Source organism: Pseudonocardia sp. TMWB2A (genome assembly GCF_017312135.1).
This window is the reverse complement of the sequence record NZ_QKQY01000002.1, coordinates 1,983,866-2,003,005: the sequence shown is the minus strand read 5'-3', so window position 1 is coordinate 2,003,005 and position 19,140 is coordinate 1,983,866. Positions and strand designations below refer to the sequence as shown.

The following is a 19,140-nucleotide window of genomic DNA, read 5'->3' as shown; positions in this document are numbered from 1 at the left end:
GGAACCGATCGGGAGGCCTCAGGCGGGGGTGACGCCGTCGGCGTGCCGCCGGGCCAGGGCGCGGTAGAAGTCCGGGTTGGTCCGCACCCACCAGCGGGCCTGCTCGGTCAGCTCGCCGCGCTCCTTCGCCGCGGAGCCGAGCATCAGCCGGTCGGCGGGCAGCTCGGAGTTCGGCGCGACCGTCGACCCGGCGGCGACCATCGCGCCCTCGCCGATCCGGGCACCGTCCTGCACGGTGCTGCCGTTCCCGACGACCGCCCGTGCCCCGATCACGGCACCGTGCACCACGCACAGGTGCCCGATCGTGGCGCCCTCGCCGATCTCGGTGACCGGGTCGTCGCCGCCGTGCAGCACCGACCCGTCCTGCACGTTGGCGCCGGCGCGCACGACGATCGGCCCGAGGTCGGCGCGGAGCACGGCGTTGTACCAGATCGAGGCGCCCTCCTCGACGCGTACGTCCCCGACGAGCGTCGCGGTCGGGGCGACGAAGGCGTCCGGGTGCACGGTGGGGGAGAGGCCCTCCAGGGCGAACAGCGGCATGGTCGACAGCTTCGCACCCGCCGCGGTGCCCGTCGGTAACGAGACCGCGTCGTCGCCCGGTCGTTGCGTCCTCGCCCGGTCGTCGTCGTGCCGTCGCTCAGTCGTGCGGGTGCGCGTGCAGGCCCAGGTCGGACAGCTCCAGCGCGGCCAGCGCGGCCACGACGGCCGGGTCCCCGGACCGCCACGCCGCCGCCGGGTCCGGCGCGACCCGGACCAGCCGCGACACCGGCACCCGGGACAGCGCCCGCACGGCCAGCAGGTCCGGCGCGGCGGCCCGCGCGGCGACGGCGGCACCGGCCCGCCGGGCGTAGCGCAGCCGCAGCGGCAGCCAGCCGAGCAGCACCGGCAGCAGCATCACCAGCGGGACGACGACCAGCGCCCCCGTCGCGAGGGTGCCGACGGCGTCGCCGAACTCCCGCCCCGCCGCGACGAGCTCGGTGCCCGCCCCCGCGGCCGGATCCAGCGCGCGGGCCAGGTCGGACCCGATGAACGGGATCGCCCCGACCGCCCCGGCGACCCCGGTGAAGGCGTCGGAGACCCGCCCGCCCGCGACGACCAGCGAGTCGCCGGGCCCCCGCAGCGCGGACAGCCCGTCGTGCACGGCCACGCCGGCGGTGACGGCGAGGACCGTCCACAGCAGCGCGACGACGTCGGCGACGACCTGGCGGGCGATCCGGTCGGGACGTTCGGCGTACCAGCGCATCGGTCCTGTCTACCGGGGCCGGAAACCGGTCGTCCCCGCGGCCCGCCCGTGCTCTGCTGGGCGGGTGGACCGCTCGCTCTCGCTCAACCGCGCCTCCTGGGACGACCGCGCCCCGCTGCACGCGCAGAGCCCCGACTACGGCGTGGACGCGCTCGTCGCCGATCCCGCACGGCTGTCCGGGGTGGTCCGCTTCGACGCCGACCGGCTCGGCCCGGTCGCCGGCCTGCGCGTCGTGCACCTGCAGTGCCACATCGGCACCGACACGCTGTCGCTGCACCGGCTCGGCGCCCGGGTCACCGGCCTGGACTTCTCCCCGGCCTCGCTGGAGCAGGCCCGCGCCCTCGCGGCCCGCGCCGGAGCCGACATCGACTACGTCGAGTCCGACGTCCTGCGCGCCGACGAGGTCCTGCCGCACCACGGGTTCGACGTGGTCTACACCGGCATCGGCGCACTCTGCTGGCTGCCGAGCGTCACCCGGTGGGCGGCGGTCGTCGCCCGGCTGCTCGCGCCCGGCGGCTGGCTGTTCGTCCGGGACATGCACCCGTTCCTCGGGACCCTCGACGAGCACCTCGCCGTCCGCCACCCCTGGTTCGAGACGACCGAACCGCTGGAGTTCGACGACGACAGCAGCTACGTCGCCACCGCACGCCCCCTGACCGCGACCGTGACCCACGAGTGGAGCCACGGCCTCGGTGAGATCGTCACCGCGCTGCTCGACCAGGGACTGACGCTGACCGGTCTCACCGAGCACCGGACCGTCCCCTGGGAGGCCCTGCCCGGCCGGATGGCCGAGGACGACGACGGCGAGTGGCACGTGACCGACGGCCTCCCCGACGTGCCACTGAGCTTCACCGTCCAGGCGACGCGCTGACCTGGCCGGTCACGGGTGCGCCGACCCGGTCCGGGCGTGGATGCCGGGTGGGTGGGCCGACGTCGCGTTCCGCGGAACGCGGTCCGTGCCCTGGCTCGCGCCGGTTCCGCGCCGATCTCCTGCCGGCCCGGTGCGCTGCGGTCCGCGTCGGCTCCCGGCCGGGTGCGTGCTCGGCCGCCCGGCGGAGGACCGGCGGGGTTCAGGCCGCGGCAGCCGTCGTGCCGGGCGGGAGCAGGGCGTCGAGGATCGGCTCGGGGTCGAGCCGGTCGCCGTACCAGTCCGGGCTGAGGGTGCTGCGATCGATCCGCAGCCGGGCCCGCGTGTTCCGTTCGACGAGGGACTCGGCGCTGCCGTCCAGCGGTCTGCCCGTGGCCTTGACGGGAGTGCCGTCGGGCCGGTGGAACAGCCAGTCCTCGCCGGGTGGGCGCAGGAGAAGGTAGCCGTGGTCGTGCACCAGCCGGTGGTGGAACGAGCAGAGCAGGACCAGGTTGTCGACGTCCGTCGGCCCGCCCCGCAGCCAGTGCCGGACGTGGTGGGCGTGCAGGTGGCGGGTGTGGTGGCACCCCGGGAACCGGCAGGAACTGCCGCCGTCGGCGGTCAGTGCGGCGATCTGCGCCGGGCTCGCCAGGCTCCTGCTCCGGCCGAGGTACATCCGGTTCGCGGCGCGGTCGGTGAGCAGCACGCGGGCCCGGGCGTCGCAGGCCAGGCGCTCGGCGGTGCTCGCGGCGATCTCGGGGCCGCCGGCGAGCCGCGCGGTGCCGGTCCCCGCGTCGACGACGACCGTCACCCGCGCCGCGCCCCGCTCCACCACCGCGCCACCGGCCGCTCCCGGCTCGCGGACGACCAGGTCCAGCAGGGCGTCGGCCCGCCGGGCGGCCAGGGTGTCGACGACGGCGCCCGGTGCCTGCTCCTCCGTGCGGCGGGCCTGTTCGTGCGGATCGGGCCCGTCCCATCCCGACCGTCGCCCTCACGTGCGGCCGGATCGTCGGTGTCGTCGTCGCCGGGCGGCGTGGTGGGGTCGGCGGGAGCCGGGCGTGCGGCGGCGACCCCGGCCTCGATCGCCGCGACCAGGAGGGCGCCGTCCTCGGGAGTGAGCCGGGCCCGTACGACCAGGGACCCGTCGACGTCGTGGTGCCAGCTCACCCCACGCCGGGCGGCGACGTCGCGCGGCGGCGCGCAGCGTCGGCGGACCGCCCGGACGACGGTCTCGACATGGCTCGCGGTCCCGCCCAGCGCGAGGTCCAGGAGCACCTGCTCGGCGTCCGGCCCGGCCGCGGCCCGCGGAGGATCGTCCGGCTCGGCTTGTCCGTGCGACTCCGGAGCGGCGACGGCGACCGGCCGGCTCCCCGTGCCGTCCCACGGACCGGTGTTCCCGGCGGGTGACGTGGTGGCCCCGTCCGCCCTCCCGGCGTCCGACAGGTCGGAGCCGGCGCCCGTTCCGCACCCTCACGCTGTGCCGCTGTGCCGCTGTGCCGCCGTGACGTGAGGAAGGGCGGGCGGAGAGGGGTGGCCGGGACGTCGGGGTCAGAGGAGGCCGAGCTTGGTGGCCGCGTAGACCGCCTCGGCACGACGCGACACCATCAGCTTGCGCATCAGGTTGCCGACGTGGAACTTGACCGTCGTCTCAGAGATGAACAGCTCGGCACCGATCGCGCGGTTGGACAGCCCCCGGGCCAGCAGGCGGAGCACGTCCAGTTCACGGTCGGTCAGCCGTTCCCGGTCGGGCATCCCGCCGGACAGCGACCGCACCATCGCCGACGCCGACCGGGCGTCGAACGCGCTCTCCCCACGGGACACCGCGCGGATCGCGCGGACGAGCTCGGTGGTGTCGACGTCCTTCACCACGTAGCCGCGGGCGCCGGCCTGCACCGACTCGACGACGAGGCGGTCCTCGGCGAAGGTCGTCAGCACCAGCACCCCGATGCCGGGGTGGTCGGCGCACAGCTTGCGGCAGACCTCGAGACCGTCGGTCTGCGGGCCGGACGCCAGCTTGAGGTCGAGCAGCACCACCTGCGGCCGGCCGGTCGCGACGGCGGCGAACGCCTCCGGTGCGCTGCCCGCCTCGCCGACGATGCGCAGGTCGTCCTCGCGCTCCAGGACCGCGCGCAGCCCCTGGCGCATGATCGAGTGGTCGTCGACCAGCACGATCCGGATCGGCCGCGCCACGACGCCCGCGGGACCGGGACCGGTGCGGGTCGCCGCGGTCCCGCCGGACCCGTGCATCCCGCCGCCCGGCGCGTTCCCGCCGCCCTGCCCGGGGCCCGCCTGACCGGGGATGCCGTGACCACCGCCGTGACCGCCCCCGTGACCACCGCCGTGGCCGGGGCCGCGCGCGCCGACACCGGCCCCGCCGCGGGCATCCGGTCCGCCGCCGCTGCGGGCGTCCGTGCCGGTGCGGCCCCGGGCGGCGCCGCCGGTGGCGTGCCCGGGACCTCCCGGGGCGGTCCGTGTGCCGCTGCTCATCCGAGCTCCTTCCCCGGCGTCCCGATCGGGACGTCCACCTGCACCTGCAGCCCACCGATCCGCGAGCGGCGGAACCGCAGGGTCCCGCCCATCTCGCGGGCGCGGGCGTCCATGTTCACGAGGCCGCGGTGCTCCCCGGAGGGGCCGCGGACCGACGCCGCACGCAGCGTGCGGCGGATCTGCTCGGGGGAGGCGCCGCCGTCGTCGGAGATCGACAGGCGGACGCGGCCGTCGGCGTAGGCCAGCCGCACCACCGCCCGCGAGGCCGACGCGTGCATCGCCGTGTTGAACAACGCCTCGCCGGCGATCCGGAACAGCGACTGCTCGTGCTCGTGCGGCAGCGGCACCGGGGCCCCGCCGATCGTCACCTCGACCCGCAGCTCGTCGGGCATGTGCACGGTGGACAGCTGCCGCAGCATCGAGGGCAGGTCCTTGTCGGCGTGGTCGTCGTCGTTGAGTGCGTAGATCGCCGACCGCAGCTGCTCGACGGCGCGCCGCGTCAGGTCCTTGGCCGTGTCGAGGTGCTGGAGCAGGTCCGGCTCGGTGATCTCCGACCGGCACAGCTCGATGTGCATCCCGGCCGACAGGGCGTACTGGGTGACGCTGTCGTGCAGCTCGCGGGCGATGCGGTGCCGCTCGTTGTCGAGGACCTCCCGCTGGCGGGCCGCGCCGAGTGCCTGCTGGGTGAGCATCAGCTCGTCGTTGCGGACGCGCAGGTCCTCGGCCTGGGCCGCGGTGCGCGCATGCAGCCGCTCGGCCCGCTCCAGCAGCGCGCAGTTCTGCAGCGCCGACGCCGTCTGACCGGCCAGGATGCGCAGCACCGAGTGGTCGGTGTCGTCGATGTGACGTTCCGGCGGCGTCCACGCGACGAACCCGCCGACGGTGCGGCCGTCGAGCCGGATCGGGACGTGCAGGTGCCGGGGGCGCGGGTCGTCGTCGTGATGGTGGTGGCCGTCGCCGGCGTGCAGTCGTTCCACGTGCCGGCGCACGCGCTCGGGCACCGACCCCAGGTCGGCCCACTCGACGCCGTCCGGCCCGAGGACGACGTGCCGCGGCGCGGCGTCGGGCAGCTCGCCGTCGACGAGCCCGAGCACCACCCAGTCCGCCGACAGGTGGTCGGCGGCCGCGTCGGCGACCGCGCGGACCAGCGCCTCGGAGCCCTCCATCGTGCGGACCAGCGCGGCCGAGATCCGGTCCAGCGCGAGGATGACCCGGCGCAGCCGCTCGGCCCCCTCGCGGTACTCCGGGTAGAACGACGGCTTGCCGGTCCGCAGGCCGGTGAGCTGGTCGAGGTCGGGGCGGACCCGGCCCCCGGCGGCCGGCGACGAGGGCGGTGCGGGTGTGCGGCGGCGCGGGAAGCGGGCGGCGGCGGTCACCGCGAGGGCCTCCGTGCGGGCGTCACAGCGCTTCCCGGAACAGGTCCTCGATCTGCTCCACGCTCGCCGTGCGCGGGTTGGTGGTCAGGCAGGCGTCGCCGAGGGTGAGCCGGGACAGCCGCGGGACGTCGGCCTCGCGCACCCCGATCGCGGCGAGCCCGGTCGGGACACCGACCTCGTCGGCCAGCTTGCGGACCTCGGTCGCGACCATGTCCACGGCCTCGTCGCCGGGCATCCCCGGCCGGGCGGGCAGCCCCATGGCCTGGGCGATCGGGACGAAGCGCGCCGCGTCGGCGTCGGAGGCCGAGCCGTTGAACCGGATCACGTGCGGCAGCAGCACCCCGTTGATCAGGCCGTGCGGCAGGTCGAGCATGCCGCCGACCTGGTGGCTCATCGCGTGGGTGGCGCCGAGGATCGCGTTCGTGAACGCCAGGCCCGCCTCGAGCGCGGCCTGCGCCATCGCGGTGCGGGGGCCGTCGTCGTGGCGGCGGATCATCGTTGTCGGCAGGTTGGCGTGGACGAGCGCGACCGCGTGCAGCGCGTGGGTGTCGGTCAGCGGGCCGTGGGCCAGTGACACGAACGCCTCGATGCCGTGGGTGAGCGCGTCCAGGCCGGTCGCGGCGTTGAGCCAGTCCGGCATGGTGACGAGCAGCCGCGGGTCGATCACCGAGACGTCCGGGACCAGGGCCCGGCCCATGATGGTGATCTTGGTGAGACGCGCCGTGTCGGTGATGATGCAGAACTGGGAGACGTCGGCGCCGGTGCCCGAGGTCGACGGCACCATCACCAGCGGCGGGATCGGGTTGGCGATGCGGTCGATGCCCTCGTAGTCGAGGATCGTGCCGCCGTTGGCCGCGAGCAGGGCGACACCCTTCGCGGCGTCGATCACCGAGCCGCCGCCGACGCCGATCACCACGTCGCAGCCGGAGCTCTCGTAGCGCTCGAACCCGGCCTGGATCTCGTGGTCCTTCGGGTTCGGGGTGATCTCGTTCCACAGCTGCGGGCGCAGGCCCGCGGCGCGCAGGTGGCGCAGCAGCTCGGCGGGCCACCCGGCCTCGGTCACCCCCGGGTCGGTGACGACGAACGGGCGGCGCGCGCCGAGTCGCAGTGCGGCGTGCGCGGTCTCCGGCAGCGAGTCCGGCCCGAAGACGATCTCGGGGGCGTGGAACTTGGACAGCCGCGGCCGTGGCTCCCGCGGGCTGTGGGCCGCGCGGACGGTGTAGCCCTCGTCGGTGCCGGACGTGCCGGTCTCCCCGTCGAGCACGAGAACGGTCTCCCGTCGCACGGTCCCGCGGTGCCCGTGGTCAGGGGCGACGGAGCCGGCCGAACCGGTGAGGACCACGTTGCCCTCCTCCTGCTGCTGCACGTTTCGACTCGCCGCTCGACGACGGCGACGAGCGGCTCGGTCACGAGCGTGTGGCCCACGGTACAGGGACACCCCCTCCCCGGACCTGCTCGATCGGCGGGCGGCAGAACGGACCGCAGGTCGGGGCCGGTGTCCGGACCGGCCCCGTCCTGACCGAAAGCGGAGGGACTCAGGACGCGTGGATGGGCCCCTCGCGTTCGGCCAGCCGGATGCCCTCGCCGCCCCAGTGCTGGGCGATCATCTCCGCGGCGATCGACACCGCGGTCTCCTCCGGGGTGCGGGCGCCCAGGTCCAGCCCGATCGGCGACGACATCTTCGCGATCTCGGCCTCGGTCACGCCCCGCTCGCGCAGGCGCTCGAGCCGGTCGTCGTGGGTGCGCCGCGAGCCCATCGCCCCGATGTAGCCGACCTCGGGCAGTCGCAGCGCGACCTCCAGCAGCGGCACGTCGAACTTCGGGTCGTGGGTGAGCACGCACAGCGCGGTGCGCTGGTCGATCCGGCCCGCGTCGGCCTCGGCCTGCAGGTACCGGTGCGGCCACTCGACGACGACCTCGTTGGCCCCCGGGAAGCGGCTCGCGGTCGCGAACACCGGACGGGCGTCGCAGACGGTCACCCGGAAGCCGAGGAAGGTGCCCATCCGGGCCACCGCGGCGGCGAAGTCGATCGCCCCGAACACGATCATGCGGGGCGGCGGCGCGAACGACTCGACGAAGATCTGCAGACCCTCCCCGCGACGCTCGCCGTGGACGCCGTAGGTCAGCGTCGCGTTGCGGCCGGAGTCGAGCAGACCGCGGACGTCGTCGCGCACGGCGTCGTCGATCCGGTCCGAGCCGGTGCCGCCCTCGGTCCGGTCCGGCCAGACGATCAGGCGCCTGCCGAGCAGCTCCGAGGGGCCCGCGACGACCGTGGCCACCGCGACCGGGTCCTCGTCGCGGATCGCCTCGGCGATCCGGCCGAGCTGTGCGTAGGTCTCCGGGGTCACCTTCTCCACGAAGATGTCGAGGATGCCGCCGCAGGTCAGGCCGACGGCGAACGCGTCGTCGTCGGAGACGCCGTAGCGCTGCAGCACCGGTCGTTCCTCGGACAGCACCTGCTGCCCGAGCTCGTAGACCGCGCCCTCGACGCAGCCGCCCGAGACCGAGCCGACGGCCTCGCCCGCCGGGCCGACGAGCATCGATGCCCCCGGCTGGCGCGGTGCGGACCGGAAGGTCCCGACCACCGTCGCGAGCGCGGCCGGCTCACCGTTCTTCCACCAGCCTTCGAGCTGGTCGATCACGTCACGCATTGCGCACCACCTCGAGCAGTTTCTCCAGCGTGTCCAGGCTGTGCCCGGCCAGCAGGTCGTCCAAGTGCGGAAGGGCCGCGACTATTCCCCCCTGGACCGGGGCGTAGCCGTCCTTGCCCGCGTGCGGGTTGACCCAGATCAGCCGGTGGGCCAGCCGGGACAGCTGCTCGGCCTGGGTGCCGAGCAGTTCGGTGCCGCCGCGCTCCCAGCCGTCGGAGAAGACGACCACGACCGCCCGCCGGGCCGCGCCGCGGCGTCCCCAGCGGTCGACGAAGGCCTGCAGCACCTCGCCCAGCCGGGTGCCGCCCGACCAGTCCGGGATGGCCCTGCCCGCGGCGCGCAGCGCGTGCTCGGGGTCGCGCAGCCGCAGCTCACGGGTGATGCGGGTGAGCCGGGTGCCCAGGGTGAACGCCTCGACCGAGCGCGGCGAGCGGCGGACGACGACGTGGGCGAAGCGCATCAGCGCGTCCGCGTAGGGCTCCATCGACCCCGAGACGTCGATCAGCAGCACGACCTTGCGCGGCCGGCGCGAGGTGTCGCGCCGGGCCAGCCGGAAGATCTCGCCCTGGTTGCGCAGCGCCGCGCGCAGCGTGCGCTGCGGGTCGGCCTCGCCGTGCCGGTTGCGCCTGCGGCGCCGCGACGCCCGGGTCGGCGGCTCCGGCTTCAGCAGGGTCATCAGCCGGCGCAGGTGCTCGCGCTCGGCGGGGGAGAGCTCGCCGAGGTCGCGGTTGCGGAGGATCTCCGCGCCGGTCGCGGCGGCCTTGATCTGCGGGCCGTCGGTGTCGTCGGGGTCGTCCTCCCCGCCCTCGCTGCCGGGCAGCAGCGCGGCCAGCTTCGGGGGTGCGGGCGGGCGGTCGTCGCGGTTGCTCGACGGGCGGTTGCTGGTCGGCTCGAACCAGGACGGGAACGCCAGGTCGTACCGGACGATGTCGTCGGGGTCGGCGCACAGCGTCAGCCGGCCGGCCCAGTACGCCTGGTCGCGGTCGGTGACCTCCAGGGTGTCGAGCGCCTGCAGGTAGGCGGTCACCCGGTCCTGGGTGACCGGGACCCCCGCCGCGCGCAGGACCTCGGTGAACCCGACGAATCCGGTCAGCAGCTCGTCGGTGGTGCCGGTGGGCTCCGCCGCAGGCGGCCGTGGCGGGGCCGCCGGGGACGGGCTCGGGGGGACGGTCATCGCGGCCGGGTCAGGACGCCAGCAGGGTGTCGAGCTGCTTGTGGACCCGGTCGGCGTCCTCCCGGTACTTGAGGACGGCCCCGAGGGTGCGCGCCGCCGACTCCGGGTCCAGGTGCCGGGCACCGATCAGCTGCAGCGCCCGGGCCCAGTCCAGGGTCTCCGCGACGCCCGGGGGCTTGATCAGGTCGGCGTGGCGCAGCTTCTGCACGGCCCGCGCGACCGACGCGGCGAGGCGCTCGGGCACCTCGGGCAGCCTGCTGTGCAGGATCTCGATCTCGCGCTCGATGTTCGGGTGCTCCAGCCAGAGGTAGAGGCAGCGCCGCTTGAGCGCGTCGTGCACCTCGCGCGTCCGGTTCGAGGTGAGGACGACGACCGGCGGCGTCGCGGCGCGCACCTCCCCGAGCTCGGGGATGGTCACCGCGTGCTCGGTGAGGACCTCCAGCAAGAAGGCCTCGAACTCGTCGTCGGCGCGGTCGATCTCGTCGATGAGCAGCACCGACGGGCTGGTGCGCAGCGCCTGCAGGATCGGGCGGGCCAGCAGGAAGCGCTCGTCGTAGAGGCCGGCCTCGACGCTGTCCGGGTCGAACCCGTCGCGCCCGCTCGCGGCCTCCAGGGTGCGCAGGTGCAGCAGCTGCCGGGGGAAGTCCCAGTCGTAGAGGGCCTGACCGGCGTCGATACCGTCGTGGCACTGCAGGCGGATGAGCGGTGCGTCCAGCGTGGCGGCCAGTGCCTGGGCCAGCGCGGTCTTACCGGTCCCCGGCTCGCCCTCGCAGAAGAGCGGACGGTTCATGCGCATGGCGAGGAAGGCCGCCGTCGCGAGACCGTCGTCGGCGAGGTAGCCGGTCGCGCGCAGCGCGTCGGCGAGCTCGTCCGGGCTCCCGGGGCCGGGTGCGGGTTCGTTCACCGAACCAGCATGCAGGACGAGCGGTGAACGCGGCCACACCAGGAGGGCCCCTCCTCACCGCGCGGGCGGGTCCGGGACCTCCCCGTGAAGACGAACGAGGGGCCCGGAAGGTTCGAGTTGCTTCCGGATCAGAAATGTTCACGACCGCGAGATAGGTCCGTGATGTGAAGCCGTTGACCAGTGCGTTTAGGGAGAATCTGATAATTACATCGTTGTTACAGTGATTCCGCTCACGGGTCCCTTCATTGACGAATTCTTTCCGCGCATTCACCTTTCTCGTCGGCCGGTCCACCGGAGCGGCCGCCTGAACGAGTCACACATCCGGACCCGCCGCGCCGAACCACCCCCGTCCCGCGGCTGTCCGGTCCGTCGAGGAAACGGAACGGGACGGGGACGAGAGAGACCACCTCCGCGGGCGTCATGGACGTCGCTCCCCGGTCCCGATCGACGCACCCGCGACGACACGGTGGGCACAACTGTGCCCTGGGGACCTCCTGCGCGGAGTGTGCGTGTCCTCGGGACGGCGCGGTGGGAGCGAAACGATGACCAAGGGACCCAAGGGCCGAAGTCTCCTGCGCATGGCTGCGGCGGGTGTCGTCGCGGTCGGCGCGACGGCTGCGATCGCCGGTACCGCCAACGCCGCCCCGGACAGTGTCTGGGACCAGCTCGCCCAGTGCGAGAGCGGCGGGAACTGGTCGATCAACACGGGTAACGGGTACCACGGCGGGCTGCAGTTCTCGCCGTCCACCTGGTCCGCCTACGGCGGCCAGGGCTCGGCGTACAACGCCAGCCGCTCCGAGCAGATCGCCGTCGCCGAGAAGGTGCTGGCCGCCCAGGGTTGGGGCGCGTGGCCGTCCTGCTCGAAGAAGCTGGGCATCACCGGCTACTCGGCCGACACCAACAAGCGTGTGAAGGCGTCGGCCCCCGCCGCCGCGCCGAAGAAGGCCGCCGCCCCGGCCGCTGGTGGCTACACCGTCAAGTCGGGCGACACGCTGGGCCGGATCGCGGCCGCGCACGGCACCTCGGTGGCGAAGCTGGCCGCCGCGAACGGCATCGGCAACGTGAACGTGATCAGCGTCGGCCAGGTCCTGAACCTCGGCTGATCCCGCCGACCGTCCCCGGACCGCCATCCGGGACGGACGGCACGGGGCGCGCGGTGTCCCCAGCACCCGCCCCGGCGGACGACGGCCCGGGTCCCCTTCCCCTCGCGGGGAGGCGGACCCGGGCCGTTCCGTCGTTCCGGGGGTGCGCGGCCGGGCTCAGGTCGAGTTGACCCACTCGTCGGAGCCGTCGGCGAACCGCTGGTGCTTCCAGACCGGCAGCAGCCGCTTCACCTCGTCGACGAGCTCGGCGCAGGCGGTGAACGCCTGCCCGCGGTGCTCGGCGGCGACGGCGCAGGCGAGGGCGACCTCGCCGATGTCGAGCGGGCCGACCCGGTGGCTGACCGCGAGCGCCCGGACGCCGGGGGAGTGCGCGGCCACCTGCTCGGCGACCTCGGCGACGATCCGGGCGGCCGTCGGGTGCGCGCTGTACTCCAGCCCGTGCACCGACTTCCCGCCGTCGTGGTCGCGCACGACGCCGGCGAAGGTGACGACCGCGCCGGCCGCGGCGTGCTCGACCAGGCGGGCGTGCTCGTCGACGTCGAGCGGCTCCTCGCCGACGGCCGCACGCAGGACCGTCGCGGTCCGCGTGGTCGCGGGATCGGTCATCGGTGGTCTCCTCCGTGCAGCTGGTCGACCGCGTGGTCGAGGACCCCGGCGAGTACGCCGAGGCCGTCCTTCACCCCGCCCGGGGAGCCGGGCAGGTTGACGATCAGGGTGCGGCCCGCGACCCCGGCCAGGCCGCGGGAGAGCACCGCGGTGGGCACCTTCTCCTCCCCGGCGCGGCGGATCGCGTCGGCCAGGCCCGGGATCTCGTGGTCGAGCACGGCCCGGGTGACCTCGGGGGTGGCGTCGGTGGGGGAGATGCCGGTGCCCCCGGTGGTGACGACGACCGCGACCCCGTCGGCGACGGCCGCCCGCAGGGCCTGCCCGACCGGCTCGCCGTCCGGCACGACGACCGGGTCCGGGGTGTCGTAGCCGCGCTCGCGCAGCCAGGCGACGATCGGCGGCCCGCCGCGGTCGGTGTAGACGCCCGCCGCGGCGCGGTTGGACGCGGTGACGACCCGGGCGGTGCGCGCGGCGGTCATGCCCCGCGCTCCCACAGCCCGGTCTTGCCGCCCTCCTTGCGCTCGACGCGCACGGCGTCGAGCACGGCGGCCGGGTCCACGGCCTTGATCATGTCGTGCAGGGTGAGCCCGGCGACGGCGACCGCGGTCAGCGCCTCCATCTCCACCCCGGTGCGGTCGGTGGTGCGGACCTCGGCGCGGATGGCGACCCGGCCGGCGTCGCCGTCGGTGGCCGGGGTCAGGTCCAGCGTCACCCCGCTGATCGCGATCGGGTGGCAGAGCGGGACGAGGTCCGGGGTGCGCTTGGCGCCCATGATCCCGGCGATGCGGGCGGTGGCGAGCGCGTCGCCCTTGGGGAGGCCGTCGGTCTCCAGCAGGTGCACGACCTCGGCCGTGGTGTGCACGGTCCCGGTCGCGACGGCGGCGCGGCGGCCGGGCCGCTTGTCGGAGACGTCGACCATCCGGGCCGCCCCGGCGTCGTCGACGTGGCTGAGCGCGGGGCCGGGCCGGTTGTGCTCGGTGGTCACGACCCCGACAGTACGGGGGGCGTCGGTAGGGTGGCCCCCGCCACTCCGTGTGCACGGACCGAGGCCCCCGGATGGCCCAGTGACTGTGATCTGTATCACGTTTGTGGAACCGATCGCACTGTTTGCGCGAACGTTTCCCGTTCGTGATCGGGGCTCGTCACCTGCGCAAACGCAGGGCCCGAACATCATGTGTCCGGTACGTCCGACGCCACGCCGTGTCGCCGTCGACTTTCGCGTCGTCCTGACGTGACCTACCTTCGGTCCCGGCTCGGCCGACTCCCCCATGCGGCCGGGCTCCGGTGCCGCAACGCTCCCTGTCCGGCGGTCCACCGGCCCCCGAGGTATCGGTGTGGGACAGGGCCGATCGTCAGACGGATCGGTGGCCGCTCCCCCGGCCGCCGGAACGGGCACCCACTCCCCGGGTGCGGTTCGGGTCGCGTCACGCGGGAGACCTGCCATGCCTCGTTACCGTGGGAAACACCGTAAACCGAGCACCGCCGGCCGCACGATCGTCCGGACCGCCGTCGCCGGTGCCGTCCTCGGCGCCCCGATGCTGGCCGTCGTGGGCACCGCGAACGCCGCCACCGACTCCACCTGGGACTCGCTCGCGCACTGCGAGAGCACCGGGAACTGGGCCGCGAACACCGGCAACGGCTACTACGGCGGCCTGCAGTTCAGCCCGAGCACCTGGAAGGCCTACGGCGGCGGCGAGTACGCCACGTCGGCGCACCAGGCCACCCGGGCCCAGCAGATCGCCGTCGCCGAGAAGGTCCTGGCCGCCCAGGGCTGGAACGCCTGGCCGTCGTGCTCGTCGAAGACCGGCGCGTCCGGGTCCGCCACGCCGCGGACCCTGGAGACCGACACCGGCACCCGGGCCCCGGAGCGTGTGAAGGCCAGCGCCCCCGCGGCGTCGTCCGGCGGCACCTACACGGTGAAGTCCGGCGACACCCTGGGACAGATCGCGGCCGCGCACGGCATCGCGAACTGGAAGGACCTGCTGTCCAAGAACCCGGGCCTCGGCGCCGGGCACCTGATCACCCCCGGCCAGGTCATCAACACCTGATCCCGGTACGACGATGCCCCGGTCCCTCCGCGAGGGACCGGGGCACGCGTGTGTCGGGGGCCGGTGCTGCGGCTCAGGTACCGGCGAGGCGGCGCAGCTGCCCCGGGGTGTCGACATCGTCCGGGACGGCGACGTCGCCGCACTCGACCAGCTCCACGTCGGAGCGGCCGGCCAGGTAGTCACGGGCGCCGGAGTCCCCGGAGGACAGCGCGACGACCCCGGACCAGTGGTCCCGGCCGAGCAACACCGGGTGCCCGGGGACGCCGTCGAACGCGGCGCGCCGCAGCGACGACGGCCCGGCGCCGTCGACGACCCGGCGGATCGCCTCCGGCCCGATGCCCGGCAGGTCGACCAGGTGCACCAGCGCCGCGCCGGTGCCGGGCAGGTGGGTCAGCGACCCGAGCCCGCGCCGCAGCGACGCACCCATGCCCTCGTCCCAGTCCTCGGCGACCACGACACCGACGTCACTGCCGTCGGTACCGAGGCCGGCGCCGCGCAGCACGTCGGTGACGTCGTCGGCGCGGGCGCCGAGCACGACGGTGACCGGGCCGCACCCACCCGCCTGCAGCGCTTTCACCGCCCGCACCGCGAGCGGCTCACCGTGCAGTCGGACCAGCGCCTTCGGGGTGCCCATGCGGCGCCCGGCGCCGCCCGCGAGCAACAGGCCGGCGACCACGGTCAGCGGTTGATCTCGGTGACCGGGTGCTCGTAGGGCACGCTCGCGACCGGGAACTCGATGTCACCGAACGGCGACATGTTTCCCTGGACGCTGCCCAGGAGCTCGGTGACCGGGTGGTCGCCGTCCTCGGAGTGCGGCCACTCCGGGTGGATCCGGTCCTGCTTCGCGGGCTTGGCGGCCATCGCGTCCTCCAGCGTCGTCGTCCGGTCCCGGGCGGGACCGCGGCAGTCTCCTGTGCCCAGTATCGCGGACGCGGGCGCGGCTGTCCGCCCCGGTGCGCCCGCGATCGTCCGACTACCCTGGCGATGATGCAGACGTCCCTGGTCGAGTGGTTGCGCGGGCAGGACGACGGGTTCCTCGCCGCGCTGCTGCGCGCGCGTCCGGACCTCGCCGTCCCACCCCCCGGCGACCTCACCGTGCTCGCGACCCGCGCCTCGATCCGGGCGTCGGTGCAGCGCGCCTGTGAGGACCTGGGCACCGTCGCGCTGACCGTGCTGGACGCGCTGGTGCTGGCGACGGCCTGGCGGACCCCCGCCGACGCGACGACGCCCGGCGCGGGCCTGCGCGGCTGGCTCGGCGCCGACGTCGACGCGGCCACCGTCGCCGAGGGACTCGCCGCGCTGCGCGACCGCGCGCTGGCCTGGGGTCCGGACGACGCGGTGTCGCTGGTCCCTGCGGCCGCCGACGTCGTCGGGCCGTGGCCCGCCGGGCTCGGCGCCCCCGCCACCGGTGCGGCGGCGGGCCCCGAGCTCGACACGCTGCTCGCCGGGGTGGGCGACGACGAGCGCAAGGTCCTCGACGTGCTCGCCCAGGGCCCGCCGGTCGGCCGCTCCCGCAATGCGAACGGCTCGACCGGGCCGGTCGGCTCGCTCGTCGACAAGGGACTGCTCGTGCGCCGCGACGCCGACACCGTCGAGCTGCCCCGCCAGGTCGCGCTCGCCCTGCGCGGCGACCGTCCGATGGGGCCGCTGGACCTGTCCCGGCCGGACGTCCCGCTGCGCGCGCGGGAGACCTCGCTGGTCGACGGCACCGGCGCGGGGGCTGCGCTGGAGTTCCTGCGCCGCACCGACCTGCTCCTGGAGTGGCTGGCGCGGGAGTCCGTGCCGGTGCTGCGCTCGGGCGGGTTCGGCGTCCGCGAGCTCAAGCGTGCGGCGAAGGCGGCCGACACCGACGAGCCGACCGCCGCGCTGATCCTGGAGATCCTGCACGCCGCGGACCTGGTCGGGGCGACCGAGTCGGTGGCCCCGGAGTGGCTGCCGACCACCACGTGGGACGTCTGGGGGACCGGTCCGGAGGAGTCCCGCTGGGCGGTGCTGGCCCAGGCCTGGCTGGAGCTGCCGCGGCTGCCCGGGCTGGTGGGGCGCCGCGACGAGACCGGCAAGCCGATCACCGCCCTGTCCGACGGGCCGCGCCGTCCGCCGGCCGCGCGGGACCGCCGCCGGGTCCTGGACGCGCTCGCCGACCTCGCGCCCGGCACCTCGGTGGGGTCGCCGGAGGACCTGGCGCGGCTACTGGCCTGGCACGCCCCGCGGCGCGGCGGACGGCTGCGCGACGAGACGGTCGGCTGGACGGTCGCCGAGGCCACCGCGATCGGCGTGGTCGCCCTCGACGCGCTCACCACGGCCGGACGGGTGCTGCTCGACCCGGCCCTGCGCCCGGACCCGGCGCACCCCACCCGGCACCCCACCGAGCTGGCCGCGACGCTGCACGCGGCGCTGCCCGCCCCGGTGGAGGAGATCCTGCTGCAGGCCGACCTGACCGCCGTCGCACCCGGGCGGCTGTCGGCGGACCTCGCGCACGAGCTCGCGATCCTGGCCGAGGTCGAGTCCGCGGGCGGCGCCACGGTGTACCGCTTCACCGAGCGCAGCCTGCGCCGGGCGCTGGACACCGGCCGCACCGCCGACGACGTCCGCGCGATCCTCGAGGCCCGCTCCCGCACCCCGGTCCCGCAGACCCTGACCTATCTCGTGGACGACGTCGCCCGCCGGCACGGCAGGCTGCGCGGCGGCGCGGTCAGCTGCTTCCTGCGCTCCGACGACGAGGTGCTCCTGTCCGAGGTGCTCGCGCACGAGGCGGCCGAGGAGCTGGGGCTGCGCCGGATCGCCCCGACCGTCGTGGTCAGCTCGCTGCCGCTGGCCGAGGTGCTCGACGGGCTGCGGGCCGCCGGGTTCAGCCCGGCCGCGGAGGACGCGGGCGGCGCCGTCGTCGACCTCGGGCCGAAGGGGCGGCGCACCGAGCCGCGGCTGCGTCGCGGCACCCGCGACGCCGGCCGGGTCGTCGACCGGTCCCCGACGAATCGGGCCGAGGAGCTCGTCGAGCGGCTGCGGGCGGGGGACCGCCTGGCCGGGGTGCGCGACAGCGTCGCCGGGCGGCGTGAGCTCACCGGCGCGACCGGGAACCTGGCCTCGCTGCAGGAGGCGGTGCGCGAGGGCCGGACCGTGTGGATCGGCTACGTCGACGCGCACGGCGTCGCCGGGGACCGGGTGCTCGCGCCGGTCTCGGTCGGCGGCGGGTACGTCGAGGGCCGCGACGCGCTCGACGGCGAGCTGCGCCGCATCCAGCTGCACCGCATCACCTCGATCGCGCCGGTGGACGCCGGATCGGAGCAACCGGCCGGACGCGACTAGCCCCGGACGCGGTACCGCGGCGGCGCCGGCACGCGAGGTGCCGGCGCCGCCGCGGTGTCCGGGTCGGCCGGGTACGGGTCAGCGCGCGCCAGCGGCCATCCGCTGGTGCATCGCGTGCTGCACCAGCGCGATCAGGGTCTCCTTGGTCGACTGCCGGTGCCGGGCGTCGCACACGACCATCGGGACGGCCGGGTCGATCGACATCGCCTCGCGCACGTCGTCGAGGGTGTGCTGCAGCTGCCCGTCGAAGGCGTTGACCCCGACGACGTAGGGCAGGCCACGGTCCTCGAAGAAGTCGATCGCGGCGAAGGAGTCGGCCAGGCGCCGGGTGTCGACGAGGACGACGGCGCCGATCGCGCCGCGGACCAGGTCGTCCCACATGAACCAGAACCGCTGCTGGCCCGGCGTACCGAACAGGTAGAGCACCAGGTCGGAGTCCAGCGAGACGCGGCCGAAGTCCATCGCGACGGTCGTGGACCGCTTGTTGGGGGTGGCGGAGAGGTCGTCGTGCGACGCGCTCGCCTCGGTCATCACCGCCTCGGTGGTCAGCGGCATGATCTCCGAGACCGATCCGACGAAGGTGGTCTTCCCGACGCCGAACCCACCGGCCACCACGATCTTGGCCGACATCGTCGCGGCACGGGCCATCCCGGCCGCGGGCTGGGGCGGCTGTGGCCTAGAGCCGACGGAGTCCACTCAACACCCTTTCCATCAGCGCGAGGTCCGGCGCGTTGCCGGGGGTGCTCGCGGTCTGGTGAACGGTCACCGTGCCGTTCGAGGCCATGTCCCCGAGCAGCACCCGGGCCACGCCCAGGGGGAGCGACAGCAGCGCCGCGACCTCGGCCACCGAGCGGGTCTGCTCGAGCAGCAGGTCGGCGACGGAGCGGTGCTCCATCGGCAGCCGTTCCAGCTGGCTGCGGGCCCGGTTGCTGACCGAGACCAGGGTCTCGACGGCCAGCTCGTAGCCCGACTTGGTCCGTCCCCGCGTCCAGGCGTAGGGCCGGACGAAGGCGGCGCCACCCGCGGACGGGGGCACCGGCGGCGGCGCTGCCACTGGGTCGTGCGCGGGGCTCGGCCCCGTGTTCTGTGCCGGGTACGGCGACGGCGCCGGCCGGTCCGGCCGGTCACCGGTCCGCTGGGCCTCCAGCTCGGCCGGGGTGGGCGGCAGCCCGTAGGCCGCCGACCCACCGATGGGACCGGTCACCTCGGCCGGGTCCGGCGGTGGGACCGGCCGCCCGGGGGCGGCGACCTCCGGCTCGACGTCGTCCTCCGGACGGTTGCGCCCCCATCGGCGCTTCTTCGGCTTGCGCTTGGAGTCCAGGCTGAACCCGTTCATGACGTCGGCGAACGTCGGCTCGGGGCCGTGTCCGCCCGGGTCCTGGGTCATCGGATCTC

Annotated in this window: 21 protein-coding genes; 4 read left to right on the top strand and 17 right to left on the bottom strand. The window is 75.1% G+C overall.

Annotated features, from left to right (window positions below; all coding sequences use genetic code 11):
• Window positions 1-18: 18 nt before the first annotated feature.
• Both DMP17_RS24065 and DMP17_RS24060 read right to left on the bottom strand, forming a co-directional pair.
• The gene (locus DMP17_RS24065) at window positions 19-540 is read right to left on the bottom strand and encodes a gamma carbonic anhydrase family protein (RefSeq protein WP_226354052.1); all 522 of its coding nucleotides are present in this window, start codon (window positions 538-540) and stop codon (window positions 19-21) included.
• A gap of 97 nt (window positions 541-637) precedes the next feature.
• Window positions 638-1,243 carry a hypothetical protein gene (locus DMP17_RS24060; protein WP_337830676.1) on the bottom strand — a complete coding sequence of 202 codons (606 nt, stop codon included), beginning with the start codon at window positions 1,241-1,243 and terminating at the stop codon, window positions 638-640.
• A 64-nt stretch (window positions 1,244-1,307) separates the two neighbouring features.
• On the opposite strand from DMP17_RS24060, the gene DMP17_RS24055 reads away from it, so the two are divergent.
• A complete protein-coding gene (locus DMP17_RS24055) occupies window positions 1,308-2,114 on the top strand; it encodes a class I SAM-dependent methyltransferase (protein WP_337830675.1) in 807 nt (268 codons plus the stop codon).
• A 199-nt stretch (window positions 2,115-2,313) separates the two neighbouring features.
• On the opposite strand, the gene DMP17_RS24050 is transcribed toward DMP17_RS24055, so the two are convergent.
• The 8 genes from DMP17_RS24050 to DMP17_RS24015 form a co-directional block, all read right to left on the bottom strand.
• On the bottom strand, window positions 2,314-2,961 hold the full coding sequence (locus DMP17_RS24050) for an HNH endonuclease signature motif containing protein (RefSeq protein WP_443217972.1): 648 nt from the start codon (window positions 2,959-2,961) through the stop codon (window positions 2,314-2,316).
• Window positions 2,898-3,365 (bottom strand): hypothetical protein, encoded by a 468-nt coding sequence (locus tag DMP17_RS24045; RefSeq protein ID WP_337830673.1) that lies wholly within the window; start codon window positions 3,363-3,365, stop codon window positions 2,898-2,900. Before DMP17_RS24045 ends, DMP17_RS24050 begins: the two co-directional genes overlap by 64 nt.
• A gap of 273 nt (window positions 3,366-3,638) precedes the next feature.
• Entirely contained in the window at window positions 3,639-4,577 is a 939-nt protein-coding gene (locus DMP17_RS24040) for a MadR family response regulator transcription factor (RefSeq protein WP_308016853.1), read from the bottom strand.
• The gene (locus tag DMP17_RS24035; protein WP_308253052.1) at window positions 4,574-5,953 is read right to left on the bottom strand and encodes a MadS family sensor histidine kinase; all 1,380 of its coding nucleotides are present in this window, start codon (window positions 5,951-5,953) and stop codon (window positions 4,574-4,576) included. Before DMP17_RS24035 ends, DMP17_RS24040 begins: the two co-directional genes overlap by 4 nt.
• A 22-nt stretch (window positions 5,954-5,975) precedes the next feature.
• Window positions 5,976-7,319 carry an iron-containing alcohol dehydrogenase gene (locus tag DMP17_RS24030; RefSeq protein WP_226354048.1) on the bottom strand — a complete coding sequence of 448 codons (1,344 nt, stop codon included), beginning with the start codon at window positions 7,317-7,319 and terminating at the stop codon, window positions 5,976-5,978.
• Window positions 7,320-7,488: 169 nt separating this feature from the next.
• Window positions 7,489-8,604 (bottom strand): XdhC family protein, encoded by a 1,116-nt coding sequence (locus tag DMP17_RS24025; protein ID WP_226354047.1) that lies wholly within the window; start codon window positions 8,602-8,604, stop codon window positions 7,489-7,491.
• Window positions 8,597-9,778 (bottom strand): vWA domain-containing protein, encoded by a 1,182-nt coding sequence (locus tag DMP17_RS24020; RefSeq protein ID WP_337830672.1) that lies wholly within the window; start codon window positions 9,776-9,778, stop codon window positions 8,597-8,599. The genes DMP17_RS24025 and DMP17_RS24020 overlap by 8 nt, the downstream gene beginning before the upstream one ends.
• A 10-nt stretch (window positions 9,779-9,788) precedes the next feature.
• Window positions 9,789-10,682, bottom strand: a complete 894-nt coding sequence (locus DMP17_RS24015; protein WP_226354045.1) for an AAA family ATPase — start codon at window positions 10,680-10,682, stop codon at window positions 9,789-9,791.
• 578 nt (window positions 10,683-11,260) lie between these two features.
• Between DMP17_RS24015 and DMP17_RS24010 the strand changes: the two genes are divergently transcribed.
• Complete coding sequence (locus DMP17_RS24010; RefSeq protein WP_226354044.1) at window positions 11,261-11,785, top strand: transglycosylase family protein; 525 nt, start codon at window positions 11,261-11,263, stop codon at window positions 11,783-11,785.
• 156 nt (window positions 11,786-11,941) lie between these two features.
• Here the strand turns inward: DMP17_RS24010 and DMP17_RS24005 are convergent, their stop codons facing one another.
• Genes DMP17_RS24005 through moaC form a run of 3 tightly spaced genes read right to left on the bottom strand, consistent with a single transcriptional unit; the run spans window position 11,942 to window position 13,376 of the window.
• Window positions 11,942-12,391, bottom strand: coding sequence for a molybdenum cofactor biosynthesis protein MoaE (locus DMP17_RS24005; RefSeq protein ID WP_226354043.1), 450 nt, complete (start codon window positions 12,389-12,391; stop codon window positions 11,942-11,944).
• The gene (locus DMP17_RS24000) at window positions 12,388-12,870 is read right to left on the bottom strand and encodes a MogA/MoaB family molybdenum cofactor biosynthesis protein (RefSeq protein WP_062403845.1); all 483 of its coding nucleotides are present in this window, start codon (window positions 12,868-12,870) and stop codon (window positions 12,388-12,390) included. The genes DMP17_RS24005 and DMP17_RS24000 overlap by 4 nt, the downstream gene beginning before the upstream one ends.
• Complete coding sequence (gene moaC / locus DMP17_RS23995; RefSeq protein WP_226354042.1) at window positions 12,867-13,376, bottom strand: cyclic pyranopterin monophosphate synthase MoaC; 510 nt, start codon at window positions 13,374-13,376, stop codon at window positions 12,867-12,869. Before moaC ends, DMP17_RS24000 begins: the two co-directional genes overlap by 4 nt.
• Before the next feature lie 457 nt (window positions 13,377-13,833).
• Between moaC and DMP17_RS23990 the strand changes: the two genes are divergently transcribed.
• A complete protein-coding gene (locus DMP17_RS23990; protein ID WP_226354041.1) occupies window positions 13,834-14,439 on the top strand; it encodes a LysM peptidoglycan-binding domain-containing protein in 606 nt (201 codons plus the stop codon).
• 73 nt (window positions 14,440-14,512) lie between these two features.
• Here DMP17_RS23990 and DMP17_RS23985 read toward each other — a convergent pair whose 3' ends face one another.
• Both DMP17_RS23985 and DMP17_RS23980 read right to left on the bottom strand, forming a co-directional pair.
• The gene (locus DMP17_RS23985; protein WP_073576670.1) at window positions 14,513-15,115 is read right to left on the bottom strand and encodes a nucleotidyltransferase family protein; all 603 of its coding nucleotides are present in this window, start codon (window positions 15,113-15,115) and stop codon (window positions 14,513-14,515) included.
• A gap of 2 nt (window positions 15,116-15,117) precedes the next feature.
• Window positions 15,118-15,300, bottom strand: coding sequence for a hypothetical protein (locus tag DMP17_RS23980; RefSeq protein ID WP_020623622.1), 183 nt, complete (start codon window positions 15,298-15,300; stop codon window positions 15,118-15,120).
• A gap of 123 nt (window positions 15,301-15,423) precedes the next feature.
• Between DMP17_RS23980 and DMP17_RS23975 the strand changes: the two genes are divergently transcribed.
• Window positions 15,424-17,745 (top strand): helicase-associated domain-containing protein, encoded by a 2,322-nt coding sequence (locus tag DMP17_RS23975; protein WP_226354040.1) that lies wholly within the window; start codon window positions 15,424-15,426, stop codon window positions 17,743-17,745.
• 78 nt (window positions 17,746-17,823) lie between these two features.
• On the opposite strand, the gene DMP17_RS23970 is transcribed toward DMP17_RS23975, so the two are convergent.
• A complete protein-coding gene (locus DMP17_RS23970; RefSeq protein ID WP_224387299.1) occupies window positions 17,824-18,393 on the bottom strand; it encodes a GTP-binding protein in 570 nt (189 codons plus the stop codon).
• Between the two features lie 28 nt (window positions 18,394-18,421).
• Window positions 18,422-19,132 (bottom strand): DUF742 domain-containing protein, encoded by a 711-nt coding sequence (locus tag DMP17_RS23965; RefSeq protein ID WP_226354039.1) that lies wholly within the window; start codon window positions 19,130-19,132, stop codon window positions 18,422-18,424.
• Window positions 19,133-19,140 lie beyond the last annotated feature (8 nt).